Annotated in this window: 19 protein-coding genes and 1 riboswitch; of the genes, 10 read left to right on the top strand and 9 right to left on the bottom strand. The window is 63.8% G+C overall.

What is annotated here, in order from left to right:
• Nucleotides 1-4 precede the first annotated feature (4 nt).
• Genes NKJ12_RS07070 through NKJ12_RS07040 form a run of 7 tightly spaced genes read left to right on the top strand, consistent with a single transcriptional unit; the run spans nt 5 to nt 8,191 of the window.
• The gene (locus NKJ12_RS07070) at nt 5-862 is read left to right on the top strand and encodes a carbohydrate ABC transporter permease (protein ID WP_023676025.1); all 858 of its coding nucleotides are present in this window, start codon (nt 5-7) and stop codon (nt 860-862) included.
• 4 nt (nt 863-866) lie between these two features.
• A complete protein-coding gene (locus NKJ12_RS07065) occupies nt 867-1,985 on the top strand; it encodes an ABC transporter ATP-binding protein (protein ID WP_352476539.1) in 1,119 nt (372 codons plus the stop codon).
• Nucleotides 1,982-3,106, top strand: a complete 1,125-nt coding sequence (locus NKJ12_RS07060) for an ABC transporter ATP-binding protein (RefSeq protein ID WP_352701799.1) — start codon at nt 1,982-1,984, stop codon at nt 3,104-3,106. The genes NKJ12_RS07065 and NKJ12_RS07060 overlap by 4 nt, the downstream gene beginning before the upstream one ends.
• Nucleotides 3,106-4,668 (top strand): FGGY-family carbohydrate kinase, encoded by a 1,563-nt coding sequence (locus tag NKJ12_RS07055; RefSeq protein WP_352701796.1) that lies wholly within the window; start codon nt 3,106-3,108, stop codon nt 4,666-4,668. The genes NKJ12_RS07060 and NKJ12_RS07055 overlap by 1 nt, the downstream gene beginning before the upstream one ends.
• Before the next feature lie 7 nt (nt 4,669-4,675).
• On the top strand, nt 4,676-5,716 hold the full coding sequence (locus NKJ12_RS07050) for a 2-hydroxyacid dehydrogenase (RefSeq protein ID WP_352701794.1): 1,041 nt from the start codon (nt 4,676-4,678) through the stop codon (nt 5,714-5,716).
• A gap of 19 nt (nt 5,717-5,735) precedes the next feature.
• Complete coding sequence (locus NKJ12_RS07045; protein WP_352701792.1) at nt 5,736-7,253, top strand: glycerol-3-phosphate dehydrogenase; 1,518 nt, start codon at nt 5,736-5,738, stop codon at nt 7,251-7,253.
• Nucleotides 7,253-8,191 carry a sugar phosphate isomerase/epimerase family protein gene (locus NKJ12_RS07040; protein ID WP_352505459.1) on the top strand — a complete coding sequence of 313 codons (939 nt, stop codon included), beginning with the start codon at nt 7,253-7,255 and terminating at the stop codon, nt 8,189-8,191. The genes NKJ12_RS07045 and NKJ12_RS07040 overlap by 1 nt, the downstream gene beginning before the upstream one ends.
• A gap of 44 nt (nt 8,192-8,235) precedes the next feature.
• On the opposite strand, the gene fba is transcribed toward NKJ12_RS07040, so the two are convergent.
• Complete coding sequence (gene fba / locus NKJ12_RS07035) at nt 8,236-9,300, bottom strand: class II fructose-bisphosphate aldolase (RefSeq protein WP_352701790.1); 1,065 nt, start codon at nt 9,298-9,300, stop codon at nt 8,236-8,238.
• Nucleotides 9,301-9,556: 256 nt separating this feature from the next.
• Between fba and NKJ12_RS07030 the strand changes: the two genes are divergently transcribed.
• From NKJ12_RS07030 to derI, 3 genes are read left to right on the top strand one after another with little or no spacing between them, the layout of a single operon-like run.
• Nucleotides 9,557-10,321 carry a DeoR/GlpR family DNA-binding transcription regulator gene (locus NKJ12_RS07030; protein ID WP_352701788.1) on the top strand — a complete coding sequence of 255 codons (765 nt, stop codon included), beginning with the start codon at nt 9,557-9,559 and terminating at the stop codon, nt 10,319-10,321.
• 10 nt (nt 10,322-10,331) lie between these two features.
• Nucleotides 10,332-11,090, top strand: a complete 759-nt coding sequence (locus tag NKJ12_RS07025) for a triose-phosphate isomerase (RefSeq protein ID WP_352701786.1) — start codon at nt 10,332-10,334, stop codon at nt 11,088-11,090.
• A gap of 26 nt (nt 11,091-11,116) precedes the next feature.
• Nucleotides 11,117-11,560, top strand: a complete 444-nt coding sequence (gene derI, locus NKJ12_RS07020) for a D-erythrulose-4-phosphate isomerase (RefSeq protein WP_254818715.1) — start codon at nt 11,117-11,119, stop codon at nt 11,558-11,560.
• Here derI and dhaL read toward each other — a convergent pair.
• From dhaL to NKJ12_RS06980, 8 genes are all read right to left on the bottom strand, one after another.
• Complete coding sequence (gene dhaL / locus NKJ12_RS07015) at nt 11,557-12,192, bottom strand: dihydroxyacetone kinase subunit DhaL (protein WP_352701783.1); 636 nt, start codon at nt 12,190-12,192, stop codon at nt 11,557-11,559. The genes derI and dhaL overlap by 4 nt on opposite strands.
• Before the next feature lie 9 nt (nt 12,193-12,201).
• Complete coding sequence (locus tag NKJ12_RS07010; protein WP_352701781.1) at nt 12,202-13,209, bottom strand: dihydroxyacetone kinase subunit DhaK; 1,008 nt, start codon at nt 13,207-13,209, stop codon at nt 12,202-12,204.
• A gap of 68 nt (nt 13,210-13,277) precedes the next feature.
• Nucleotides 13,278-13,751 (bottom strand): 6,7-dimethyl-8-ribityllumazine synthase, encoded by a 474-nt coding sequence (locus NKJ12_RS07005; RefSeq protein WP_352701779.1) that lies wholly within the window; start codon nt 13,749-13,751, stop codon nt 13,278-13,280.
• Between the two features lie 77 nt (nt 13,752-13,828).
• A riboswitch (FMN riboswitch) is annotated at nt 13,829-13,976 on the bottom strand.
• Between the two features lie 91 nt (nt 13,977-14,067).
• A complete protein-coding gene (locus tag NKJ12_RS07000) occupies nt 14,068-16,377 on the bottom strand; it encodes a xanthine dehydrogenase family protein molybdopterin-binding subunit (protein ID WP_352701777.1) in 2,310 nt (769 codons plus the stop codon).
• Between the two features lie 96 nt (nt 16,378-16,473).
• Nucleotides 16,474-16,944, bottom strand: a complete 471-nt coding sequence (locus NKJ12_RS06995) for a nuclear transport factor 2 family protein (RefSeq protein WP_352701775.1) — start codon at nt 16,942-16,944, stop codon at nt 16,474-16,476.
• A 71-nt stretch (nt 16,945-17,015) separates the two neighbouring features.
• On the bottom strand, nt 17,016-18,002 hold the full coding sequence (locus NKJ12_RS06990) for an FAD binding domain-containing protein (RefSeq protein WP_352701773.1): 987 nt from the start codon (nt 18,000-18,002) through the stop codon (nt 17,016-17,018).
• A gap of 3 nt (nt 18,003-18,005) precedes the next feature.
• Entirely contained in the window at nt 18,006-18,665 is a 660-nt protein-coding gene (locus tag NKJ12_RS06985; RefSeq protein ID WP_352645359.1) for a 2Fe-2S iron-sulfur cluster-binding protein, read from the bottom strand.
• Nucleotides 18,666-18,794: 129 nt separating this feature from the next.
• The gene (locus tag NKJ12_RS06980; protein WP_352645508.1) at nt 18,795-19,679 is read right to left on the bottom strand and encodes a helix-turn-helix domain-containing protein; all 885 of its coding nucleotides are present in this window, start codon (nt 19,677-19,679) and stop codon (nt 18,795-18,797) included.
• Nucleotides 19,680-19,732 lie beyond the last annotated feature (53 nt).

Genomic DNA, 19,732 nt, shown 5'->3' with positions numbered 1-19,732 from the left:
TGGCATGGAACACACCTCCCTTCTCGAACGCATCCTGCGTGGCATAGCCCTGGCGCTGGTCGTGATCTTCTTCATGTTCCCGATCGTCTGGATCCTGATGATGTCGTTCCAGACCAACGAGACAATCCTGCGGATCCCGCCGCAGCTTGTCTTCGAGCCGACGCTCGCCAACTACACCGCCTTGATCACAGGCAAGCTGATGACGGCAGCCGGCACGCTCGACATCGCCTTCATGCGCAATCTCTGGAATTCCGTCTTCCTGTCGGTCACCTCGGTTGCCGTCGCGCTGCTGCTCGGCGTTCCCGCAGCCTATGCCTTTGCACGGCACAAATTCCGCGGCTCGGAGGACATCGCCTTCACGCTGCTGTCGTTCCGGTTCGCGCCGGCGCTGCTGGTGCTTTTGCCGCTCACCCTTTATTTCCAGAAGCTCGGGCTGGCCAACACCTATATCGGGCTGATCTGGGTCTACCAGCTGATCTGTCTGCCGCTGATCCTGTGGATCGTGCGCGGCTATTTCGAGGATATTCCGGCCGACATCGAATACGCCTACCGCATCGCCGGCCATTCCTGGTTTGCCACCTTCCGCAAGATCGCGCTGCCGCTCGCCGGGCCGGGCATTGCCGCTGCCGGCCTACTCGCCTTCATCTTCGCCTGGAACAATTTCGTCTTTGCGCTGGTGCTCGCTTCAGCCGACAAGCAGCCGGTGACGGTCGGCGCGCTGGCCTTCATCACCTCCTCCGGCATCCAGTACGGCCAGATCTCAGCCGCGATCGTGCTGTCGATCACGCCGACGCTGGCGCTCGCGCTTTATGCGCAGCGCTATCTCGTCGAAGGCCTGTCGCTTGGCGCGGTGAAAGGATAGTCCGATGGCAAGCCTCGAACTGCGAAACATCGTCAAGCGCTACAAAAGCCAGACCGTTCTCGACAATCTGTCGCTGACCGTCGCCGACGGCGAAACGCTGGTCCTGTTCGGGCCGTCCGGCGCCGGCAAGACGGTGCTATTGCGGCTGGTCGCCGGCGTCATCGACCCCGACGAGGGAAAGATCCTCATCGGCGGCGAGGACATGACCGACGTCGACGCCGAGTTCCGCGGCGTCGGCATGGCATTCCAGAACTTCGCGCTGTTCCCGCATATGACGGCGTTCGACAACATCGCCACGCCGCTGCAGGCGAAGCATTCGTCGCAGGGCGCGATCAAGGCCGGCGTCGAGAGCGTCGGCAAGCTGTTGAAGATCGGCCATGTGCTCAGCCACAAGCCGCGGGCGCTGTCCAACGGCCAGAAGCAGCGCACCGCGCTTGCCCGCGCCCTGGTCGGCTCGCCGCCGCTTCTGCTGCTCGACGATCCCTTGCGCAACGTCGATGCCAAATTGCGCTTCGAAATGCGGCTCGAACTGCCAAGACTGCTCGCCGATCGTGGCGCAACCGTTGTCTACGTCACCCAGGACTACAAGGAAGCGATGGCGCTTGGCGATCGCATCGCAGTGATGTCGCAAGGCGTCGTGAAACAGCTCGGCACGCCCGAACAGATCTATCGCGAGCCGGCCAACGTCGAGATCGCCCGGCTGTTCGGCGACCCGACCATCAACCTGCTCGACGTCAAGCCGTCCCGGGATGCCAAGGGCGTCTATGTCGGCCTGTCGAATGTCCAGGTCCATCTGGCCGGCGCGCATGAGGCGGCGGTCGGCCGTGACTGCGTGATAGGCTTGCGGCCGGAGGCGCTGGCCTTTGTTGACGAAGGCACGTCCGGCGCCATCCCGGTGACGGTCGAGGCCGAGACGCCGCTCAACGAGAAGATCGTCACCCTGGTGCGCACCGTGCGCGGCCGTGAAATCCTGGTTTCGCGTCCGTCCGGGATACCGGGTCAATCCGAGGGTAGGGCGCATATCGCTGTCGACAGCAAAAGCGCCCTGCTGTTCGATCGTGCAAGCGGCGAGCGCATCGGCTCGAAAAATGTCGTCAATTTGCGCAGTGGAGAAGCGGCATGAGCCCGAGCGCAATCACCATTTCGGGCGTCGACAAGTTCTACGGTCCGATCGACCGCGGCGTGCACGCCGTCAAGAACCTGACGATGGAAATCGCCAAGGGCGAGATCGTGGCACTGCTCGGCTCATCCGGCTGCGGCAAGACCTCGACATTGCGCATGATCGCAGGCTTCGAAGAGGTCTCACGCGGCACAATCTCGGTTGCCGGCCGCAAGGTGCACACGTTGCCGCCGGTCAAGCGCAACGTCGCGATGGCCTTCGAGGGCTATTCGCTCTACCCGCCGCTGACCGTGCGCGAGAACATGGCCTTCGCCCTCAAGGCTGCCAGGCTGGCTAAGAGCGCGGTCGATGCAAAGGTTGCTCATATCGCCAAGCTGCTTGAGATCGAGGACATTCTCGAGCGCTATCCGAGCTCGATCTCCGGCGGCCAGCAGCAGCGCGCCAGCCTCGGCCGGGCGCTGATCCGCGAAGCCAACCTGCACCTGCTGGACGAGCCGATGGGCCAGCTCGAGCCGCAGCTTCGCGCTGTGCTGCGCGGCCGCATCAAGCACTTCATCAAGGAGCGCGGCCTGACCGCGATCCTGGTCACCCACGATCAGACGGAGGCCAATGCGCTGGCCGACCGTATTGCCGTTATGGAAGGCGGCGTGCTGCAGCAGTTCGATACGCCTGACAGGATCAAGGAGCGGCCGGCAAACCTGTTCACCGGCACCTTCGTTGGCGAGCCGCCAATGAATGTCTTCGAAGCCTATGTCGGCACGACTGACGGCAAGATCAGTCTCAAGCTGCCTGACGGGCTTTCGCTCGACTACGACAAGGATGCCTTCAGCGGCCCGGTTCGCGACGAATTGCTCAACCGGCAGCGCGTCGTCATCGGCGTCAGGCCTTATGCTGTCCGCCGCTCCAAGGACGGCGTGCCGGCCACGGTTTCGGCCAATCAATGGCTCGGCGATCAGACCCATATCGCCGCCGATTTCGCCGGCGGTTCGCTGGTTCTGGTCGAGCATGACCGGACCCGCCTGGAGCTAGGGGCGCCGATCAAGGTCAGCATCGATCCAAAAAACCTGCACGTCTTCGATCAGGCGAGCGGTGACGCCATTTCGCACGGCACGGAGCTTGCCTGATGCGGGATGTGCTGATCGGCGTCGACGCCGGCACGTCTGTCATCAAATCCGTCGCCTTCGACACGGCGGGCAGGCAGATCGCGGCCGCCGCGCTGCCCAACAAGTACGAGACACTGCCGGGCGGCGGCGCCGAGCAGGACCTGACACGCACCTGGGCCGATACCGCGACGACCTTGCACGAGCTTGCCAACAAGGTGCCGGATCTCGCCAGCCGGACCATTGCCATCGCCGTGACCGGGCAGGGCGACGGCACCTGGCTGATCGACAAGGATGGTGAGCCGGTGGCCAAGGGCTGGCTGTGGCTCGACGCGCGCGCTGCCGCGGTCGTCGAGGAGATACGCGCGCGGCCCGAGGACCGGCTGCGCTTCGAAAAGACCGGCAGCGGGCTCGCTGCCTGCCAGCAGGGATCGCAGTTCGTCTTCATGAAGCGCCACATGCCCGCGATGCTTGCCAATGCAGCGACGGCCTTCCACTGCAAGGACTGGCTCTATTTCAAGTTGACCGGCCAACGCGCCACCGACCCGTCCGAGGGCACCTTTACCTTCGGCGACTTCCGCACGCGCGGCTATTCAGATGATGTGCTCGAGGTACTCGGAGTCACCGATCTCCGGCATCTGCTGCCGCCGATCGTAGATGGCACCAGGCAAAGCACCTCGCTGTCGGCGGCAGCAGCCAAAGCGACCGGTCTGCTCGCCGGCACACCGGTCGTTCTGGCCTATGTCGATGTCGCCTGCACGGCGCTTGGCGCCGGCCTGTTCGATCGCGAGCGCAAGCCGGGATGCTCGATCATTGGCTCCACCGGAATGCATATGCGGCTTGCCGAAACGCCGGAGGAGGTTCTGCTCAATGAGGCTGCAACCGGCTACACGATGACGATGCCGGCACCGGGCGTCTTTGCGCAGATGCAGTCGAACATGGCGGCAACGCTCAATATTGACTGGGTCCTTGGCCTCGCCTCCGGCATTCTCGCCTCGCAAGGTATCACACGGACCAATGGCGAGATGATCGCGCTGGTCGACCAGTGGATATCGTCGTCCGAGCCAGGCTCGTTGCTCTACCAGCCTTATGTCTCGGAGGCCGGCGAGCGCGGCCCGTTCGTCGATGCCAATGCCCGGGCCGGCTTCATCGGCATTTCGTCCAGGCACGGCTATGCCGACATGGTTCGTGCGGTGTTCGAGGGGCTGGCTTTCGCGGCACGCGATTGCTACGCCGCCATGGGGCCGCTGCCCAAGGAAATCCGCCTGACCGGCGGAGCGGCCAGGAGCCCGGCGCTGCGCAATATCCTGGGTGCTGCGATCGGCGCCGACATTCGCACCAGCGAGCGCGAGGAGGCCGGTGCGGCGGGCGCCGCAATGATTGCTGCGGTCTGCGTCGGCCAGTACGCATCGATGGACGATTGCGTCAGTGAATGGGTCACACCGTTGCTCCGTGCGGCCGAGCCCAGCGACCGAAAGCTTGCCGCTGCCTATGAGGCGATGGCTCCGTCCTACACATTGGCGCACCAGGCGCTGCGGCCGGTCTGGCGTTCGCTGGCCGCGTCCAGGCAAACCGACGTGAATTGAGAAGAGCATGCCCAAGAAAATTGCGATCATCGGCGACCGCTTCATGCTTCCGGACGTGTTTCGCGAGAAAATCGAGGCGGCCTGCGGCGACAATCTCGACATCCGCACCGTTGAGACCGCTTGGCCCGACGAGCCGATGCAATTCGGCAATGCGGCGCTCGGCCTCGACAAGGTCAAGGAGTATTTCGGCGATCCGGACGAGGTGGTCGATTTTATCGGCGATGCCGAAATTTTTGTTACCCAGCTTGCGCCGCTCTCCGAAGCCATGATGCAGCGCCTGCCCACACTCAAGCTGGTTGCGGTGTCGCGCGGCGGGCCGATCAACATCGACATGGCTGCCGCCAAGGCCCATGGCATCACGGTGGTCAATGTGCCCGGCCGCAACGCCAGCGCGGTGGCCGAGTTCACCATCGGCGCCATTCTCGCCGAAACGCGGCTGATCCGCGTCGGCCACGAAGCCTTGCGCAAGGGCGAGTGGCGCGGCGATCTCTACCGCGCCGACCGCACCGGCCGCGAGCTCAACGAAATGACCGTTGGCGTTATCGGCTATGGCAATATCGGCACCAGGCTGGTTCGGCTGCTGCGTGCTTTCGGCTGTCGCATCCTGGTCTCCGATCCCTATGTGCAGTTGAGCGTCGAGGACCGCAATGCCGGCGTCGAGCTGGTAGCGCTGGACGATCTGCTGTCGCGCTCCGATGTGGTCACGCTGCATTCCCGGGTCACCGAAGAGACGCGCGGCCTCATCGGCAAGGACGCTATTGCCCGGATGAAGCCAGGCGTAATCTTCGTCAATACCGCGCGCGGACCGCTGGTTGACTACGATGCACTCTACGAGGCGCTCGTCTCGGGACAGATCGGCAGTGCCATGTTGGAGACGTTCGCCGTCGAGCCGGTGCCTGCCGACTGGCCCTTGCTGCAGTTGCCGAACGTGACACTGACGCCGCATATCGCCGGCGCGTCGGTGCGCACGGTGACTTATGCGGCCGAGCAGGCGGCCGAGGAAGTGCGCCGCTTCATCGCCGGTCTGCCTCCGGTCAATCCATGCTGACGACAGGGCATCGAGCGAGATGAACGGTGAAACCGAAATCGTCGACCTCTTCGTCATCGGCGGTGGCGTCAATGGCGCCGGAATCGCGCGCGATGCGGCGGGCCGTGGCCTGTCGGTCATTCTTTGCGAAAAAGGCGATCTCGCCGAAGGCACCAGTTCGCGATCGGGAAAGCTCGTTCATGGCGGTTTGCGCTATCTCGAATATTACGAGTTCCGCCTGGTGCGGGAGGCGCTGATCGAGCGCGAGGTGCTGCTCGAATCCGCGCCGCACATCATCTGGCCTATGCGCTTCGTGCTGCCGCACAGCCCCGATGACCGGCCGGCCTGGCTGGTCCGGCTCGGCCTGTTCCTCTACGATCATCTTGGCGGCCGCAAGCGGCTGCCGGCCACCCGCACGCTGGACCTGCGCACCGCACCCGAAGGCGCGCCGATCAAGGACGCCTTCAAGCGCGGCTTCGAATATTCCGACTGCTGGGTCGACGACGCCCGCCTGGTCGTCATCAACGCGCTCGACGCCGCGGAGCGTGGGGCCAGGATATTCACCCGAACCGCCTGCATTGCCGCCCGTCGCGAAAGCGGCCTGTGGTCGGTGGAGATGCGCGACGGTCGAACCGGCGTCAGGACCACAGTCCGGGCACGGGCGCTGATCAACGCCGGCGGTCCCTGGGTCAACGACATCGTCAACCGCGTGGCCGGCCAGAACTCCAAGCGGAACGTGCGCCTGGTCAAGGGCAGCCACATTGTCGTGCCAAAATTCTGGGAAGGGCGACAGGCCTATCTCGTCCAAAACAGCGACAAGCGCGTGATCTTCATCAATCCCTACCAGAACGATCTGGCGCTGATCGGCACCACCGACATCCCCTATGACGGGCGGCCGGAAGACGTGACCGCGGATGCCGGCGAGATCGATTATCTGATCAAGGTGGTCAACCGCTACTTCAAGCGCCAGCTTGCGCGCGGCGACGTCGTTCATTCGTTTTCCGGCGTCAGGCCGCTCTATGACGACAATGCCGACAATCCGAGTGCGGTGACCCGCGATTATATTTTCGAACTCGACGCTTCGGCAGGGCAGGCGCCGCTGCTTTCCGTCTTCGGCGGCAAGATCACCACCTTCCGCAAATTGGCCGAGCACGCGCTGGACCGCATCGCCCCGTTCTTTCCGAAGATGGGCAAGCCGTGGACCTCGAAAGGGCATCTGCCGGGCGGCGATATCGCCAATGCCGATTTCGAGCAGTTCCTCGGTGACCTCGGCCACGAATATCCTTGGATGCCCGCCTCCCTGGTCAAGCATTATGGCCGGCTCTATGGCACAAGGACGCGTGATCTGGTCGGCGCGGCCGGTTCGCTCGCCGAACTGGGCCGGCGCTTCGGCAAGGATTTTTTCGAGCGCGAAGCTAACTACCTGCTCGAGCACGAATGGGCCGAGACCGCGGCCGATATTCTCGAACGACGCACCAAGCACGGCCTGCATCTGTCCAGCGCGGAAAGAGAAGCGTTCGAGGACTGGTGTTCGAATCGGCTGGCGAAGGCCGGCTGATGGCCTTTACGCTGTCCCTCAACACCAATCCGCTGGTCAACCGTTTTGCCGAACCGGACGACCTGATCGATACGATCGCCTACGACATCGGCATCCGCGACGTGCAGCTCACGCATGAGTTCATCAATCCCGGCTGGCCGGCGGCAACGATCGCTAAATTCACCCGCCTGTTCCGCTCCGCTCTCAACCGCACCGGGGTGCGCGTGACCTCGGCGATGACCGGCCCTTACGGCCGGCTCAATCATTTCGGCCATCCCGATGCCGACGTGCGACGCTACTACGTCGACTGGTTCAAGACCTTTGCCGAAATTTCGGCCGAGCTCGGCGCCGGCGGCATGGGTACGCAGTTCGCGATCTTCACCCATCGGGATTACGACGATCCTGAACGTCGCGCGCGGCTTTTCGACATCGCGCTGGCGTGCTGGCGTGAGGTTGCCGAGCATGCCCAGGCCGCCGGCTTGATCTACCTGTTCTGGGAGCCGATGTCGGTCGGCCGCGAGTTCGGCCATACGATCGAGAGCTGCCGGACGCTGCAGCGCGAGATCGATGCCGCCGGCATGGCGATCCCGCTCAAGATGATGGTCGACATCGATCATGGCGACGTGACGTCGAGCAATCCGGACGACATCGACCCTTATGCCTGGGCCGAAGCCTTTCCAAAGCAATCGCCGATCATCCACGTCAAGCAGTCGTCGATGAACAAGGGTGGCCATTGGCCGTTCATTGCCGCCCACAACAAGGACGGCCGCATCACACCGGAAAAGCTGCTGGAGACGATTCGCCGTGGCGGCGGCGTCGACAACGAGATCTGCCTCGAATTGTCGTTCCGCGAGCGCGAGCCCGTCGACCACCAGGTCATCGCCATGATCCGCGAGTCGGTCGGCTATTGGGCGCCCTTCATCGAGGCCGGCAGGGCCGATCTTTTGCCGCGAGCATGATGGATGAGCAGGAGCCGATGCGGCCCCTGCTCATCCAGAACACATCAGCCGAATTTAGGGTCGAGGCTGCCGGATTTATAGCGCCTGGCCATTTCCGATAGCGGCAGCGGCTTGATCTTCGGTGCGTTGCCGGCGGTGCCGAATTGCTCGAAACGCTCCTTGCAGAGCTTTCGCATGGCGGCCATCGCCGGCGTCAGATATTTGCGCGGGTCGAATTCGCTCGGGTTCTCGGTCAGCACCTTGCGAATGGCGCCGGTCAGCGCCATGCGGTTGTCGGTATCGATGTTGATCTTGCGCACGCCGTGCTTGATGCCGCGCTGGATCTCCTCGACCGGCACCCCCCATGTCGGCTTCATCTGGCCGCCATATTTGTTGATGATCTCCTGCAGCTCCTCCGGCACCGAGGACGAGCCGTGCATGACGAGATGCATGCTCGGCAGGCGGCGGTGAATTTCCTCGATGACGTTCATGGCGAGCACAGCGCCATCCGGCTTGCGGCTGAACTTGTAGGCGCCGTGGCTGGTGCCCATGGCGACGGCCAGCGCATCGACACGGGTGTCGCGCACGAACTGTTCGGCCTGCACGGGATCGGTCAGCAGCTGGTCGTGGCTGATGACGCCCTCGACGCCATGGCCGTCCTCCTGCTCGCCGCCACCCATCTCCAGCGATCCGAGAACGCCGATCTCGCCTTCCACCGAGACGCCGCCCCAATGCGCCATGTCGACGACGCGGCGGGTGATGCCGGAATTATAGGCGTAGTCGGCCGGTGTCTTGCCGTCTTCCTTCAGCGATCCGTCCATCATCACCGACGTGAAGCCGTGCTGGATCGCGGTGACGCAAGTGGCTTCGTTGTTGCCATGGTCGAGATGCATGCAGACCGGGATATCGGGATGGATTTCGACCAGCGCGTCGATCAGCTTGGCCAGCACCACATCGTTGGCGTAGGCTCGCGCGCCGCGGCTTGCCTGCAGGATAACCGGCGATTTGGTCTCCTCGGCTGCCTCCATGATGGCGAGGCCCTGTTCCATATTGTTCATGTTGAAGGCAGGCACGCCATAGCCGTATTCGGCGGCATGATCGAGCAATTGTCTCAGTGTGATGCGAGCCACTCAGTAGTCTCCCGTATCCGGTTTCGAGCCAGTGTTTGCGGGCTGTTCGGTTGTCGTCGAGCCCCTGATGCTTCTGGCCGGATTTCCGCGGCACCGCAACCGCTGGGCGCTCGGCCGGCAGCAATTCTTGTTACAGCACGCGACCAGAAGCGTCATGATATCCCATAGAGACATAACATTATCACAAAAAATTTGATGGCTTGTCCGACGTTTGCTGTTATGTCTCGGAACCGGGGTGCACGAGGAAGCCGCGGAAATGAAGAGCGACGGCCGTCGGCAAGGCATCATGGATTTTCTGATGGACACCGGTACGGCCAGTGTCGACGATCTTGCCTCACGCTTCGGCGTGTCGAAGATGACCGTCCACCGCGACCTCGACGAGCTCGAGGAAAGCGGCTTTCTGCGCAAGGTGCGCGGCGGCGCCTCGATCCAGCCGAGCAGCCTTTTCGAGAGCGATTTCCGTTACCGCCAGAGATTGGCTGGCGACGAGAAAAAGCGCATCGCCGTCGCCGCCGTGAGGATGATCGAACCGGGCCAGACGGTGATTATCGACGACGGCTCGACCGCGGGCGGCGTTGCTCGGCACCTTGCCGATCTGCGTCCGCTGACGGTGATCTCGAACAACCTGGCTGTCATCCAGGATTTGGCGGGCGTTGCCGGCATCAACCTGATTGCGCTTGGCGGCCAATACAGCAAGAAGTTCCACGGCTTCTTCGGCCTGCTCGCCGAAGACACGCTGAAATCTTTGCGCGCAGATGTCGCCTTCCTGTCTTCATCGGCCATCCATGGTGCCTCTGCCTTTCACCAAGATCAGGAAGTGGTCCAGACCAAACGGCTGATGATGGCCGCAGCAGCGCGCAAATATCTGCTGGCCGATCACGGCAAGTTTGGCCGCACCGCCTTGCACTTCCTGACCGATCTCAAGGCCTTCGACATGGTCTTCACCGGCCGCGAGCCGCAGCCGCAGATGCGCGCCGCGCTGGATGGCGCTGGCGTTTCGCTGACCGTGATCGCAGACTAGGAGGGCGCGTATGGTTTATTGGGTCGGCACCAGCTGGAAAATGAACAAGACGCTCGCCGAGGCGATGGCTTTCGCCGAGGCGCTGGCGGAGTTCGTCCCCGGTTTCGACGAGCGCATTCAGCCTTTCGTCATCCCGCCCTTCACGGCGGTCCGCGAGGTCAAGAAAGCGCTGTCGCCGACACGCATCAAGGTTGGCGCGCAGAACATGCATTGGGCCGACGCCGGTGCCTGGACCGGCGAGATCTCGCCGGTAATGCTGAAAGACTGCGAACTTGATATGGTAGAGTTGGGCCACAGCGAACGGCGCGAGCATTTCGGCGAGACCGACAAGGCTGTCGGGCTGAAGACTGCAGCGGCGGTGAAGCACGGTCTCGTGCCACTCATCTGCGTCGGCGAGACCTTGGCTCAACGCAACAGCGGGCAGGCCGCTGCGATACTGGCCCTGCAGGTGCACGGCGCACTGCAGTTTCTCGAAGGGGCGGCGAAGGCGGCGACGATCCTGTTTGCCTATGAGCCGGTCTGGGCGATCGGCGACAAGGGCGTGCCGGCCAGTTCTGATTATGCCGACAGGCAGCAGGCGCTGATCAAGAAAATCGCCCGCGACCTGCTGCCGGTGGTGCCGCCGGTGCTTTATGGCGGCAGTGTCAATCCGCAAAATGCCGCCGAACTGGTCGGCCAGCCCAATATAGACGGCTTGTTCATCGGCCGTTCCGCCTGGCAGGCGGAAGGCTATATCGACATCCTCAAACGCGCCTCGGCGGCGATCTGAAGCATCGAACAGGAAGGAAACCGAACATGAAAATAGCCATTGGAGCCGACAGCGCCGGCAAGCCGCTGCTCGACGTCATTGCCGCTCACCTCGCCACCAAGCCCGGCCTCACGGTTAGCGACCTCAGCCAGGCGGGCTACTATGCCGACCTGTCGCAGAAGCTCGCCCAGACCATCCTGGACGGCGAGAACGATCGCGGCATCCTGTTTTGCGGCACCGGCATCGGCGTATCCATTTCCGCCAACAAGGTGCCCGGCATTCGCGCCGCACTCACCCACGACACCTATTCGGCAGAGCGCGCGGCAAAATCCAACAACGCCCAGATCATCACCATGGGCGCGCGCGTCATCGGCCCGGAACTGGCCAAGTCGATCGTCGACGCCTGGCTCGCATCGGAATTCGATGAGAAGGGACCATCGGCCGGCAATGTCCAGGCCATCGACAGGCTCGACGCGGCGAAGCGGGGTTAAGCCAGACTGTTCCGCATTGCCCTGATGATCGTCACGGCCGATGCGGCGCCAGGATCGAGATGGCCGATCGAGCGCTCGCCGAGACGCGAAGAGCGGCCCTTCGTGGCGATCATGTCCTTGGTCGCCTCGGCGCCGCTTTCGGCCGCGGCAAGTGCCGCATCCAGGCTCTCGGACAGGCTCTTGCCGGCTTCCTGTGCGACACCCGCTGCCTGCGCTGCCGGCAGCCAGGCGTCGACCATGGTCTTTTCGCCGAGCTCGGCCTTGCCGCGATCCTGGATGCCTTGTGCCATCGCCCGGAACATGGCGATGACGTCAGCGTCCTCCAGAATTGCCTTGCCTTTGACGGCGGCGGCACCGCGCATGAAGGCGGTCGCATAGAGCGGGCCCGACGAGGCGCCGACTGCGTTGAGAAACGACTTTGCCGCGGTGTTGAGCAATGCCGTCGGCTCGGTCGACGCATCGATCTGGTCCAGCGTGTCGCGCACAGCGCCGAAGCCTAGTGCCATGGCGATGCCATGGTCGGCGTCGCCGATGACGCCGTCGAGCCGGCAGAGCCTGTCCTTGTCGGCGTCGATCGCCGCGGCGATCGCATCGAACATTCTTTTCAATTTGGCCGTATCGGTGGATGTCATGATGCTCTCTCAGCCGGCGCGGAACATGGCGCAGTCGCAGGGATGGTCGAGCATCTCCTGCAATTCGCCGTCGAGATGCATCAGCGTCACCGAGGCGCCGGCCATTTCGAGCGAGGTGCAATAATTGCCGACCCAGGTCGCGTGGACGGAAACGCCGATGTCATCGAGCCTCTGCTTGATCCGCCGGTTCATGATGTAGAGCTCCATCAGCGGCGTTGAGCCGAGCGAATTGACGAGCACGGCGACCTTATCGCCGCGCGCCGGCGCCATCTCGTCGAAGATCTTGTCCAGCATCTCGTCGGTGATCTCGTCGGCGGTTTTCAATTTTCCGCGCGCGATGCCCGGTTCGCCATGAATGCCCATGCCGATCTCCATCTCGTCCGGCCCGATCTCGAAATTGGGCCGGCGGGTCTGCGGCAGCGAGCAGGGCGACAGTGCCACGCCCATGGTAAAGGTGTGATCGTTGGCCTTCCTGGCAATGCGTTCGCATTCATCGAATGACAGCATCCGGTCGCAGGCTGCACCAGCGGCCTTGAAGATGAAGAAATTGCCGGCGACGCCGCGCCGCTTCTGCCTCTGGTCGCGTGGCGCCGAGGCGACGTCGTCGGTGGTCAGCACGGTGCGCACTTCGATGTCGTCCATCGCCGCCATCTCTGCGGCCATGTCGAAGTTCATCACGTCGCCAGCATAGTTGCCGTACATGAACAGCACGCCGGCGCCGCCGCTGGCCGCCTTGGCGCATTCGAGGATCGGGTCCGGCGGCGGCGAGGCGAAGACATTGCCGATTGCGGCGGCGTCGGCCAGCCCCTTGCCGACGAAGCCGAGGAAGGTCGGCTCGTGGCCCGAGCCGCCACCGATGACGAGACCGACCTTGTCGGGGCGTGGGCCGTCGCGGGCGATGATGGAGCGCGGACTTCCCTCCGCACTGCTGAGATGGCGCGGATGCGCAGCCAGGATGCCCTCCAGCATCTCGTCGACGGAGCGGTTACCGTCATTGATGATCTTCTTGGTCTGCACCGGCATCCTCCCTGGTTTTCGTGAGATACTACAGCGCCTTACCGGGATTTCCACCCGCGACGGAGATTTCATGCCGCGATGCGTTCGCGTGCCGCCAGCAGTTGCACGCAGGCACTGGCCGCCTCTTTGCCCTTGACCTTGAAATGCTCGAAGAAGAAGCGGTGATGGTCCGCGCTGTCATGGTAGTTGTGCGGCGTCAGCACCGCCGAAAGCACGGGCACGCCAGTCGACAATTGCACGTTCATCATGCCGTCGATGACAGCGCCCGCCACGAATTCATGGCGGTAGATGCCGCCATTGACGACAAACGCCGCGCCGAGGATCGCCGCATAGCGACCGGTCTGGGCCAAGGTCTTTGCATGCAGGGGAATCTCATAGGCACCCGGCACGTCGAAGACATCGACGGCAAAGCGTTTCTCCCCGAGAACCGCCAGTTCCGCCTCGAACGCTTCAACGCATTGGTCGACGATGTCGGCGTGCCAGCGCGCCCGAATGACGGCAACGCGGATCATTTCATAGTTTTTCCGGGAATGCTGATTCATGGGTCCATCCTTCCGTTTCGAACCAGAATCAGGACGCACGATAGGGAATCCGAACCGCGAGAGCGGACCCGTCTTCCATTCGTTCTCTTCCATCCGGACTTTGACCGTCGGCTCCGGAATCACACCGGATCTGCTGACCCTTCCGATCATCTGGAAGGCGCTCGCGGGCTTGGGCCGAAACCCTTCACCGCCGGTGGGGACTTTCACCCCGCCCTGAGAACATTGACGGCGTTTGTATGAAAGGGCTGGATGACGCTGTCAACCGCCGGCGTCGCGGTCACCCTTGAGGGCGAGGAGGCGCTGACAACTTGCAGCGTCAAATGGCGATCACAGGCAAGGCAGGCAGCACCTTGTCCAAGGTGATGGGAAATTCACGCACTCGCACGCCGGTCGCGTTGTAAATGGCGTTGGCGACAGCTGCCCCGGCACCGCACACGCCGAGCTCGCCGAGACCCTTTGCGCCAAGCGGGTTGGCCTTGTCGTCATCTTCCTCGAGGAAGGCGACCTCCATATCGGGGACATCGCCATTGACCGGCACATGATACTCGGCAAGATCGTGATTGACGAAGTGGCCGTAGCGCGGATCGAGCACCGTCTGCTCCATCAGCGCTGCACCGATCCCCCAAGTCATGCCGCCGATGATTTGCGAGCGCGCGGTCTTGGCGTTGAGGATACGGCCCGCGCCGATCACAGTCAGCATCCGGCGCATGCGGATTTCACCGGTATCGCAATCGACAGCGACCTCTGCGAAATGCGCGCCATAGGAATGCTGCGAATAGGTCTTGTATGACTGGGTAGTGGCGCCCGCGGCTACGGAGCCTTCGGCTTCGAGCCCGTCGGGAGAGATCCCTCGGATAAGATCGGCCAGGCTCGCCGATCGCTGGCCGACCCTGACCTCGCCGTCGGCAAAGCTTGCCTCGGTGGCGTTCGCGCCGCGCAACGGCGAGGCTTCGTTCGACTGCGCCGCCTCCAGGATGCGTTCCTTCAGAGCGTTGCAGGCGTTGTGCAGCGCCGAACCCGCGCTTGCTGCGCCCCAGGACCCGCCGGAGCCGGCGGTACGCGGGAAGCGGCTGTCGCCAAGCTCCACTTTGATGGACGAGATCGGCAGGCCGAGGCTCTCCGCCACGATCTGGGTCAGGATCGTATAGGTGCCGGTCCCGATATCGGTCATGTCGAGCCGCGCCGTCACCCGACCGTCCCGGTCGATCGCAACCCGCGCCGTCGCCGCGCCGATGTAGTTCGGACGGATTGCCGCCGCCATGCCGTAGCCGATGAGCTTGCGGCCCTCTCGGGTGCGGCCAGGTGTCGGGTTTCTCCGCTCCCAACCGAAACGGCGGGCGCCTTCCTCCATGCAGGCGACGAGATTGCGGGTGGAGAACGGCACGCCGCGCTCGGGATCCTGTGCCGGCTCGTTTCGGACCCTGAGTTCGATCGGGTCCAGGCCGAGCCGGTCGGCGAGCTCATCCATGGCGCATTCGAAAGCCAGCATGCCGGGCGCTTCGCCGGGCGAGCGCATCCATTCGCCGCGGTTGATATCCAGCGGAACCAGGCGATGGCGGGTGAGACGGTTCGGCGCCACATAGAGCGAGCGCGCAAAAACTGCCGTTTGTTCGCAGTACTCCTCGAAGCTGGACGTTGCGGACCAGACATCGTGCGCGATCCCGGTGAGCCGCCCGTCGGTGCGCGCGCCGAGACGCACCTGTTGGATCATCTCTGCACGATGACCGGCATTGGCGAACATCTGTTGTCGCTTCAGCGCGATCTTCACGGGGCGCCGCAGGACCTGCGCTGCAAGCGCGGCCAGGATCGTATCGGCATGGACAATCAGCTTGGACCCGAAGCCTCCGCCGATGAAGGGGCTCACGATGCGCACTCGCTCGGGCGGGATGCGAAGCGTGCTGGCGACCCCGGCCCGGAAGTTCGCGAGGGTCTGCGCCGATGTACGGATCGTCAGCTCGTTGCCTGACCAGGCAGCAAGCGTCGCATGAGGCTCCATCGGATTGTGATGTTCGAAAGGCGTCCGGTACGTGGCATCGATCTTGACCGGAGCCACAGCAAAGGTGCTCTCGAAGTCGCCGATCACGCTGTCGGTCTCGAAGCCGGCATTTGTCCGCTTTGGTGCATAGGCGTCGGCCTTATGGCCCGGTAGATCGTAGACGCCCGGCTCCTCGTCGTAGCGCACCTTGATGAGGCCCGCAGCAGCGCGTGCCGCCTCGAACGTCTCCGCAACGATCAGCGCGACGGGCTCGTCGTAATACCGCACCCGCTCGCTGTTGAGCGCGGGCCGGGCGCGCGTGAAGACCTCCGGCACCGTCGGCGTGACCGTTGGGCCGAAATCCGGCTGGGCCGGCGCATTGCGGTGCGTCATGACGAGCAACACTGCCGGCGCCCGTTCGGCTTCGGTCGTGTCGATCTCGGCGATGCGGCCCTTGGCGACGGAGGCGCCGAGAATGTAGCCAAAGGCTGTACCATCCAGCTCATTCTCGTAAGCGTATGTGGCGCCGCCCGTCACTTTGAGCGGACCGTCGATGCGGTCGATCGGCCGCCCGATGACGCCGGCATCGGGACGAGGTTTCACCCCTGAATGGATGGCGGAGCCGGGCAGTCCGGGTATGGTGTCGTTCATAAGTCACCTAAAGATTTCATTGGGAGTTCAGAAGCATCGAGGCCGCGACGACGCCTCTTCCTTGCACCTTCATGTTCGTCGCGCGGCGGCCGGAGCTCACGCGGCGATCTCGCCGAAATACTCGCGAAACTCGACCAGCCTCCCTGTCGAGCCGGCCCGCATGAAGATCGCATGCAGGCCAGTGTAGGGCGCGCCACTGATTGTCCCGCTCCCGCGATCGCAGACGATGACCCAGTCGGCGGCGAAGAGCTTGAGATCGACGGTCGATTTCGTGATCCTGTTTCCCTGCGCTTGATGCGCGGCGGTCCAGGCTGCGAGTGCCTGCTTGCCTTCTGGCGGTCCATGTCGGCCTCGTTGCTCGCCGACAGGGAATTGGAAGGTCATCGTCTCATCGCAAGAATCAAGGAATGCCGTCCAGTCGCCAGAGGCCCAGCCGGCAAAGAAGGCGTCAACGGCGGCCTCGAGCACGTGACGAGCTGCCGGGTCGGATGTGGCGCCCCAGGCTGCGGCGGCAGAAACAAAAAGGCCGCCACCCGCGGCGGCAACGGCGCGTCGCGTGAGTTTCATATCGATCCCCCGCTCGTCGCCTGCATCTGGGAACCGCTGCTCGGGGTCGTCGTCTCTGTCATCGCACCACCTCATGCACGTTCGACGGCAGCAGCGAGCGTGTGCCGCACCGTCCGTTTCGCCAGCGGGATCTTGAAGTCATTGGCGCCATGCCCGACGGCTCCGGCGAGCGCGGCTTCGGCCGCGTCGGTAAAGGCGCCGTCGAACGCCGCCGCGCCTGCCAGCGCGCGCTCCGCCTCCGTCGCGCGCCAGGGTTTCGCTGCCACGCCGCCCATGGCGATCCGAGCGCTTCGGATACGGTCGCCGCTTTTCTCGACGATTGCTGCCACCGACACCAGCGCGAAGGCGTAGGAAGCACGGTCGCGCACCTTGCGGTAAAGCTGCCGGCCGGGTGGTGGCGGCGGCAGGGTAACCGCAACGACCATTTCGCCGTGGCCGAGCACGGTCTCCACATGGGGCGTCGCCTCGGGCAATCGATGGAAATCGGCGATTGTGATCGTGCGGGTCTCGCCGCCGGGCGAGAGGGTCTCAATCCTGGCGTCGAGCCCGGACATGGCGACCGCCATGTCGGAGGGATGGACGGTGATGCAGGCTTCGCTCGCGCCGAGTACAGCGTGCATGCGATTGAAGCCTTGAAGCGCCGTGCAGCCCGAACCCGGCTGGCGCTTGTTGCAGGGCATGTTGCGGTCATAGAAGTAGGGGCAGCGCGTACGCTGCAGGAGATTGCCGCTGGTCGAGGCCTTGTTGCGTATCTGGCCGGACGCTCCCGCCAGCAGCGCTTGCGTGAGCATCGGGTAGCGCGACCTCACCCGCGGGTCGGCGGCGAGATCGCTGTTGCGGACCTGGGCGCCGACCCGAAGCCCGCCTTCCGCCGTCTCCTCGATCCGATCAAGAGGCAGCCGGCTGATGTCGACGAGATGCGCTGGGCGCTCGATCTCGAGCTTCATCAGGTCGAGCAGGTTGGTGCCGCCGCTGATGAACTTGGCGTCCGGCCGGGCCGCAACCGCGGCGGCCGCCTGCTCGGCACTCGTCGCATGTTCATAAGTGAAGGACTGCATTGCTCATGCCTCCTCTGCCGCGTCGCGGATTGCAGCGACAATGTTCGGATAGGCGGCGCAACGGCAGATGTTGCCGCTCATCCGCTCGCGGATCTCGACATCGGTGAGAGCGACGGAAGCCGCCGCCACGTCGGCGCTCGCATGGCTTGGCCAGCCGGCCCGCGCCTCGCCCAGCATGCCGACCGCCGAGCAGATCTGGCCTGGCGTACAGTAGCCGCACTGGAAACCGTCGCGGGCGATGAAGGCGGCCTGGACCGGATGCAGCCGGTCACCCTCGGCAAGGCCCTCGATCGTGGTGATCTCGTCGCCTTCATGCATTGCGGCAAGCGTCAGGCAGGCATTGATCCGGCGCCCATCGACGAGCACCGTGCATGCGCCGCACTGGCCGTGGTCGCAGCCCTTCTTCGAGCCGGTGAGGCCGAGATGGTTGCGCAGGGCGTCGAGCAGCGTCGTCCGCGGGTCTAGCTCGATGGCAAGATCCTTCGCGTTTATCCGCAACGACATCGTCATCGTCGGTACCGGCGAGGACGATGCAGCCGCCGTGACGGTCTCGGCCGGCTCGGCGTCAACCGGTATTCCGGCCGCCAGGAGCACCCCGGTCGCAACACCACCTTCCAATACCATCCGACGCGTCGGCCCGCTCCTGTTGTCCGTTTTGGCCATGCATGATCTCCCAGTCGCAATGAAGCGCAGCCGGCAACTTGACCCGAGCAACTCTCGGGTTCTGTCACCCAACGACACTGGAGGTGGGAGTGCGCGCGGCGGTTTTCTTTCAAGAAACCGGCGGCACTATCAGGATTCTGGAGAAGAATTCATCCGATAGGCACGAGGCGTCGTGCCCCTGAGACGTCGGAAGGTCGTGGTGAAGTGGCTCTGGCTTGAAAAGCCAAGCCGAAAGGCAATGATACCGATCGACAAACCCGTTTCGCGCAGCAACACCTCCGCTCGCCGCACCCGTTCCTCGATCACATAGGCATAGGGTGCAAGGCCGGTCGTCGCCTTGAAGCGACGCGCAAAGCTGTCGACGGCCATGCCCGCGACGGCTGCCAGCTCGCTTAGCGAAATGTCGGAATTCATATGCGCATCGATGTAATCCCGAACGCGACCAAGTGCTCGGCGGCTGAGACAGCCGTGACGTACAAACCGCTGTTGCTCCCGGCTCAGGTTGGCCACGCGGAGGCTGACCAGGGCGACCAGATGCTCGACATAGGCAGTGTCTGGCTTGTGGCCGAGTGCCATCTCGTCGCGAAGCGAACTCAGGAGCGTGGCGACGACCGCGTCTTTCTTGTTTACCAGTATAGGCAGGTTCCTCAGGCGTTCGCATCCGGGAAGCCTGATATCGGGATCGATCCACAGGGCTGAATAGGAGAGGTTTACATCGCGATAGAAGCCCTGTCGCTCCGCGCCTGCCGGGACGAAGGTGAGGGCTCCGGGACGGTCCATTCCATCGTAAAGGGATCGTGCCTCGTGCCGGATGGATGTATGGGACGTGCCGCCTTCTTCGGTCAGCACGATCAGATGATGAGGGGCTGTCCAGCGGAGCTCCGCCTCCCGGCACGCCCACCGCCGGTTGTCGAACACGATCGAGGAGCTGACCCATGACGCGGTTTGCAGGGGCTCCGACTTCTCGTCCTGGCTCCGAACCCGTCCGTCACCAAGCAATGGTCTGAATGACATCGCGGTACCCCGCTTGTTCACTCGCCGGGCCGTGGTCAACCCCGGCTTCGAGC

Origin of the sequence: Mesorhizobium sp. M0195, assembly GCF_040322115.1 — a bacterium.
Taxonomy (GTDB): domain Bacteria; phylum Pseudomonadota; class Alphaproteobacteria; order Rhizobiales; family Rhizobiaceae; genus Mesorhizobium.
The sequence above is the reverse complement of the archived record's forward strand: the minus strand, read 5'-3'. Positions and strand labels throughout refer to the sequence as shown.

Coding starts and splice junctions, on each gene's coding strand:
- NKJ12_RS07070 (WP_023676025.1), top strand. CDS start 5: ATGGAACACACCTCCCTTCTCGAACGCATCCTGCGTGGCATAGCCCTG.
- NKJ12_RS07065 (WP_352476539.1), top strand. CDS start 867: ATGGCAAGCCTCGAACTGCGAAACATCGTCAAGCGCTACAAAAGCCAG.
- NKJ12_RS07060 (WP_352701799.1), top strand. CDS start 1,982: ATGAGCCCGAGCGCAATCACCATTTCGGGCGTCGACAAGTTCTACGGT.
- NKJ12_RS07055 (WP_352701796.1), top strand. CDS start 3,106: ATGCGGGATGTGCTGATCGGCGTCGACGCCGGCACGTCTGTCATCAAA.
- NKJ12_RS07050 (WP_352701794.1), top strand. CDS start 4,676: ATGCCCAAGAAAATTGCGATCATCGGCGACCGCTTCATGCTTCCGGAC.
- NKJ12_RS07045 (WP_352701792.1), top strand. CDS start 5,736: ATGAACGGTGAAACCGAAATCGTCGACCTCTTCGTCATCGGCGGTGGC.
- NKJ12_RS07040 (WP_352505459.1), top strand. CDS start 7,253: ATGGCCTTTACGCTGTCCCTCAACACCAATCCGCTGGTCAACCGTTTT.
- NKJ12_RS07030 (WP_352701788.1), top strand. CDS start 9,557: ATGAAGAGCGACGGCCGTCGGCAAGGCATCATGGATTTTCTGATGGAC.
- NKJ12_RS07025 (WP_352701786.1), top strand. CDS start 10,332: ATGGTTTATTGGGTCGGCACCAGCTGGAAAATGAACAAGACGCTCGCC.
- derI (WP_254818715.1), top strand. CDS start 11,117: ATGAAAATAGCCATTGGAGCCGACAGCGCCGGCAAGCCGCTGCTCGAC.
- dhaL (WP_352701783.1), bottom strand. CDS start 12,192: ATGACATCCACCGATACGGCCAAATTGAAAAGAATGTTCGATGCGATC.
- NKJ12_RS07005 (WP_352701779.1), bottom strand. CDS start 13,751: ATGAATCAGCATTCCCGGAAAAACTATGAAATGATCCGCGTTGCCGTC.
- NKJ12_RS07000 (WP_352701777.1), bottom strand. CDS start 16,377: ATGAACGACACCATACCCGGACTGCCCGGCTCCGCCATCCATTCAGGG.
- NKJ12_RS06995 (WP_352701775.1), bottom strand. CDS start 16,944: ATGAAACTCACGCGACGCGCCGTTGCCGCCGCGGGTGGCGGCCTTTTT.
- NKJ12_RS06990 (WP_352701773.1), bottom strand. CDS start 18,002: ATGCAGTCCTTCACTTATGAACATGCGACGAGTGCCGAGCAGGCGGCC.
- NKJ12_RS06985 (WP_352645359.1), bottom strand. CDS start 18,665: ATGGCCAAAACGGACAACAGGAGCGGGCCGACGCGTCGGATGGTATTG.
- NKJ12_RS06980 (WP_352645508.1), bottom strand. CDS start 19,679: ATGTCATTCAGACCATTGCTTGGTGACGGACGGGTTCGGAGCCAGGAC.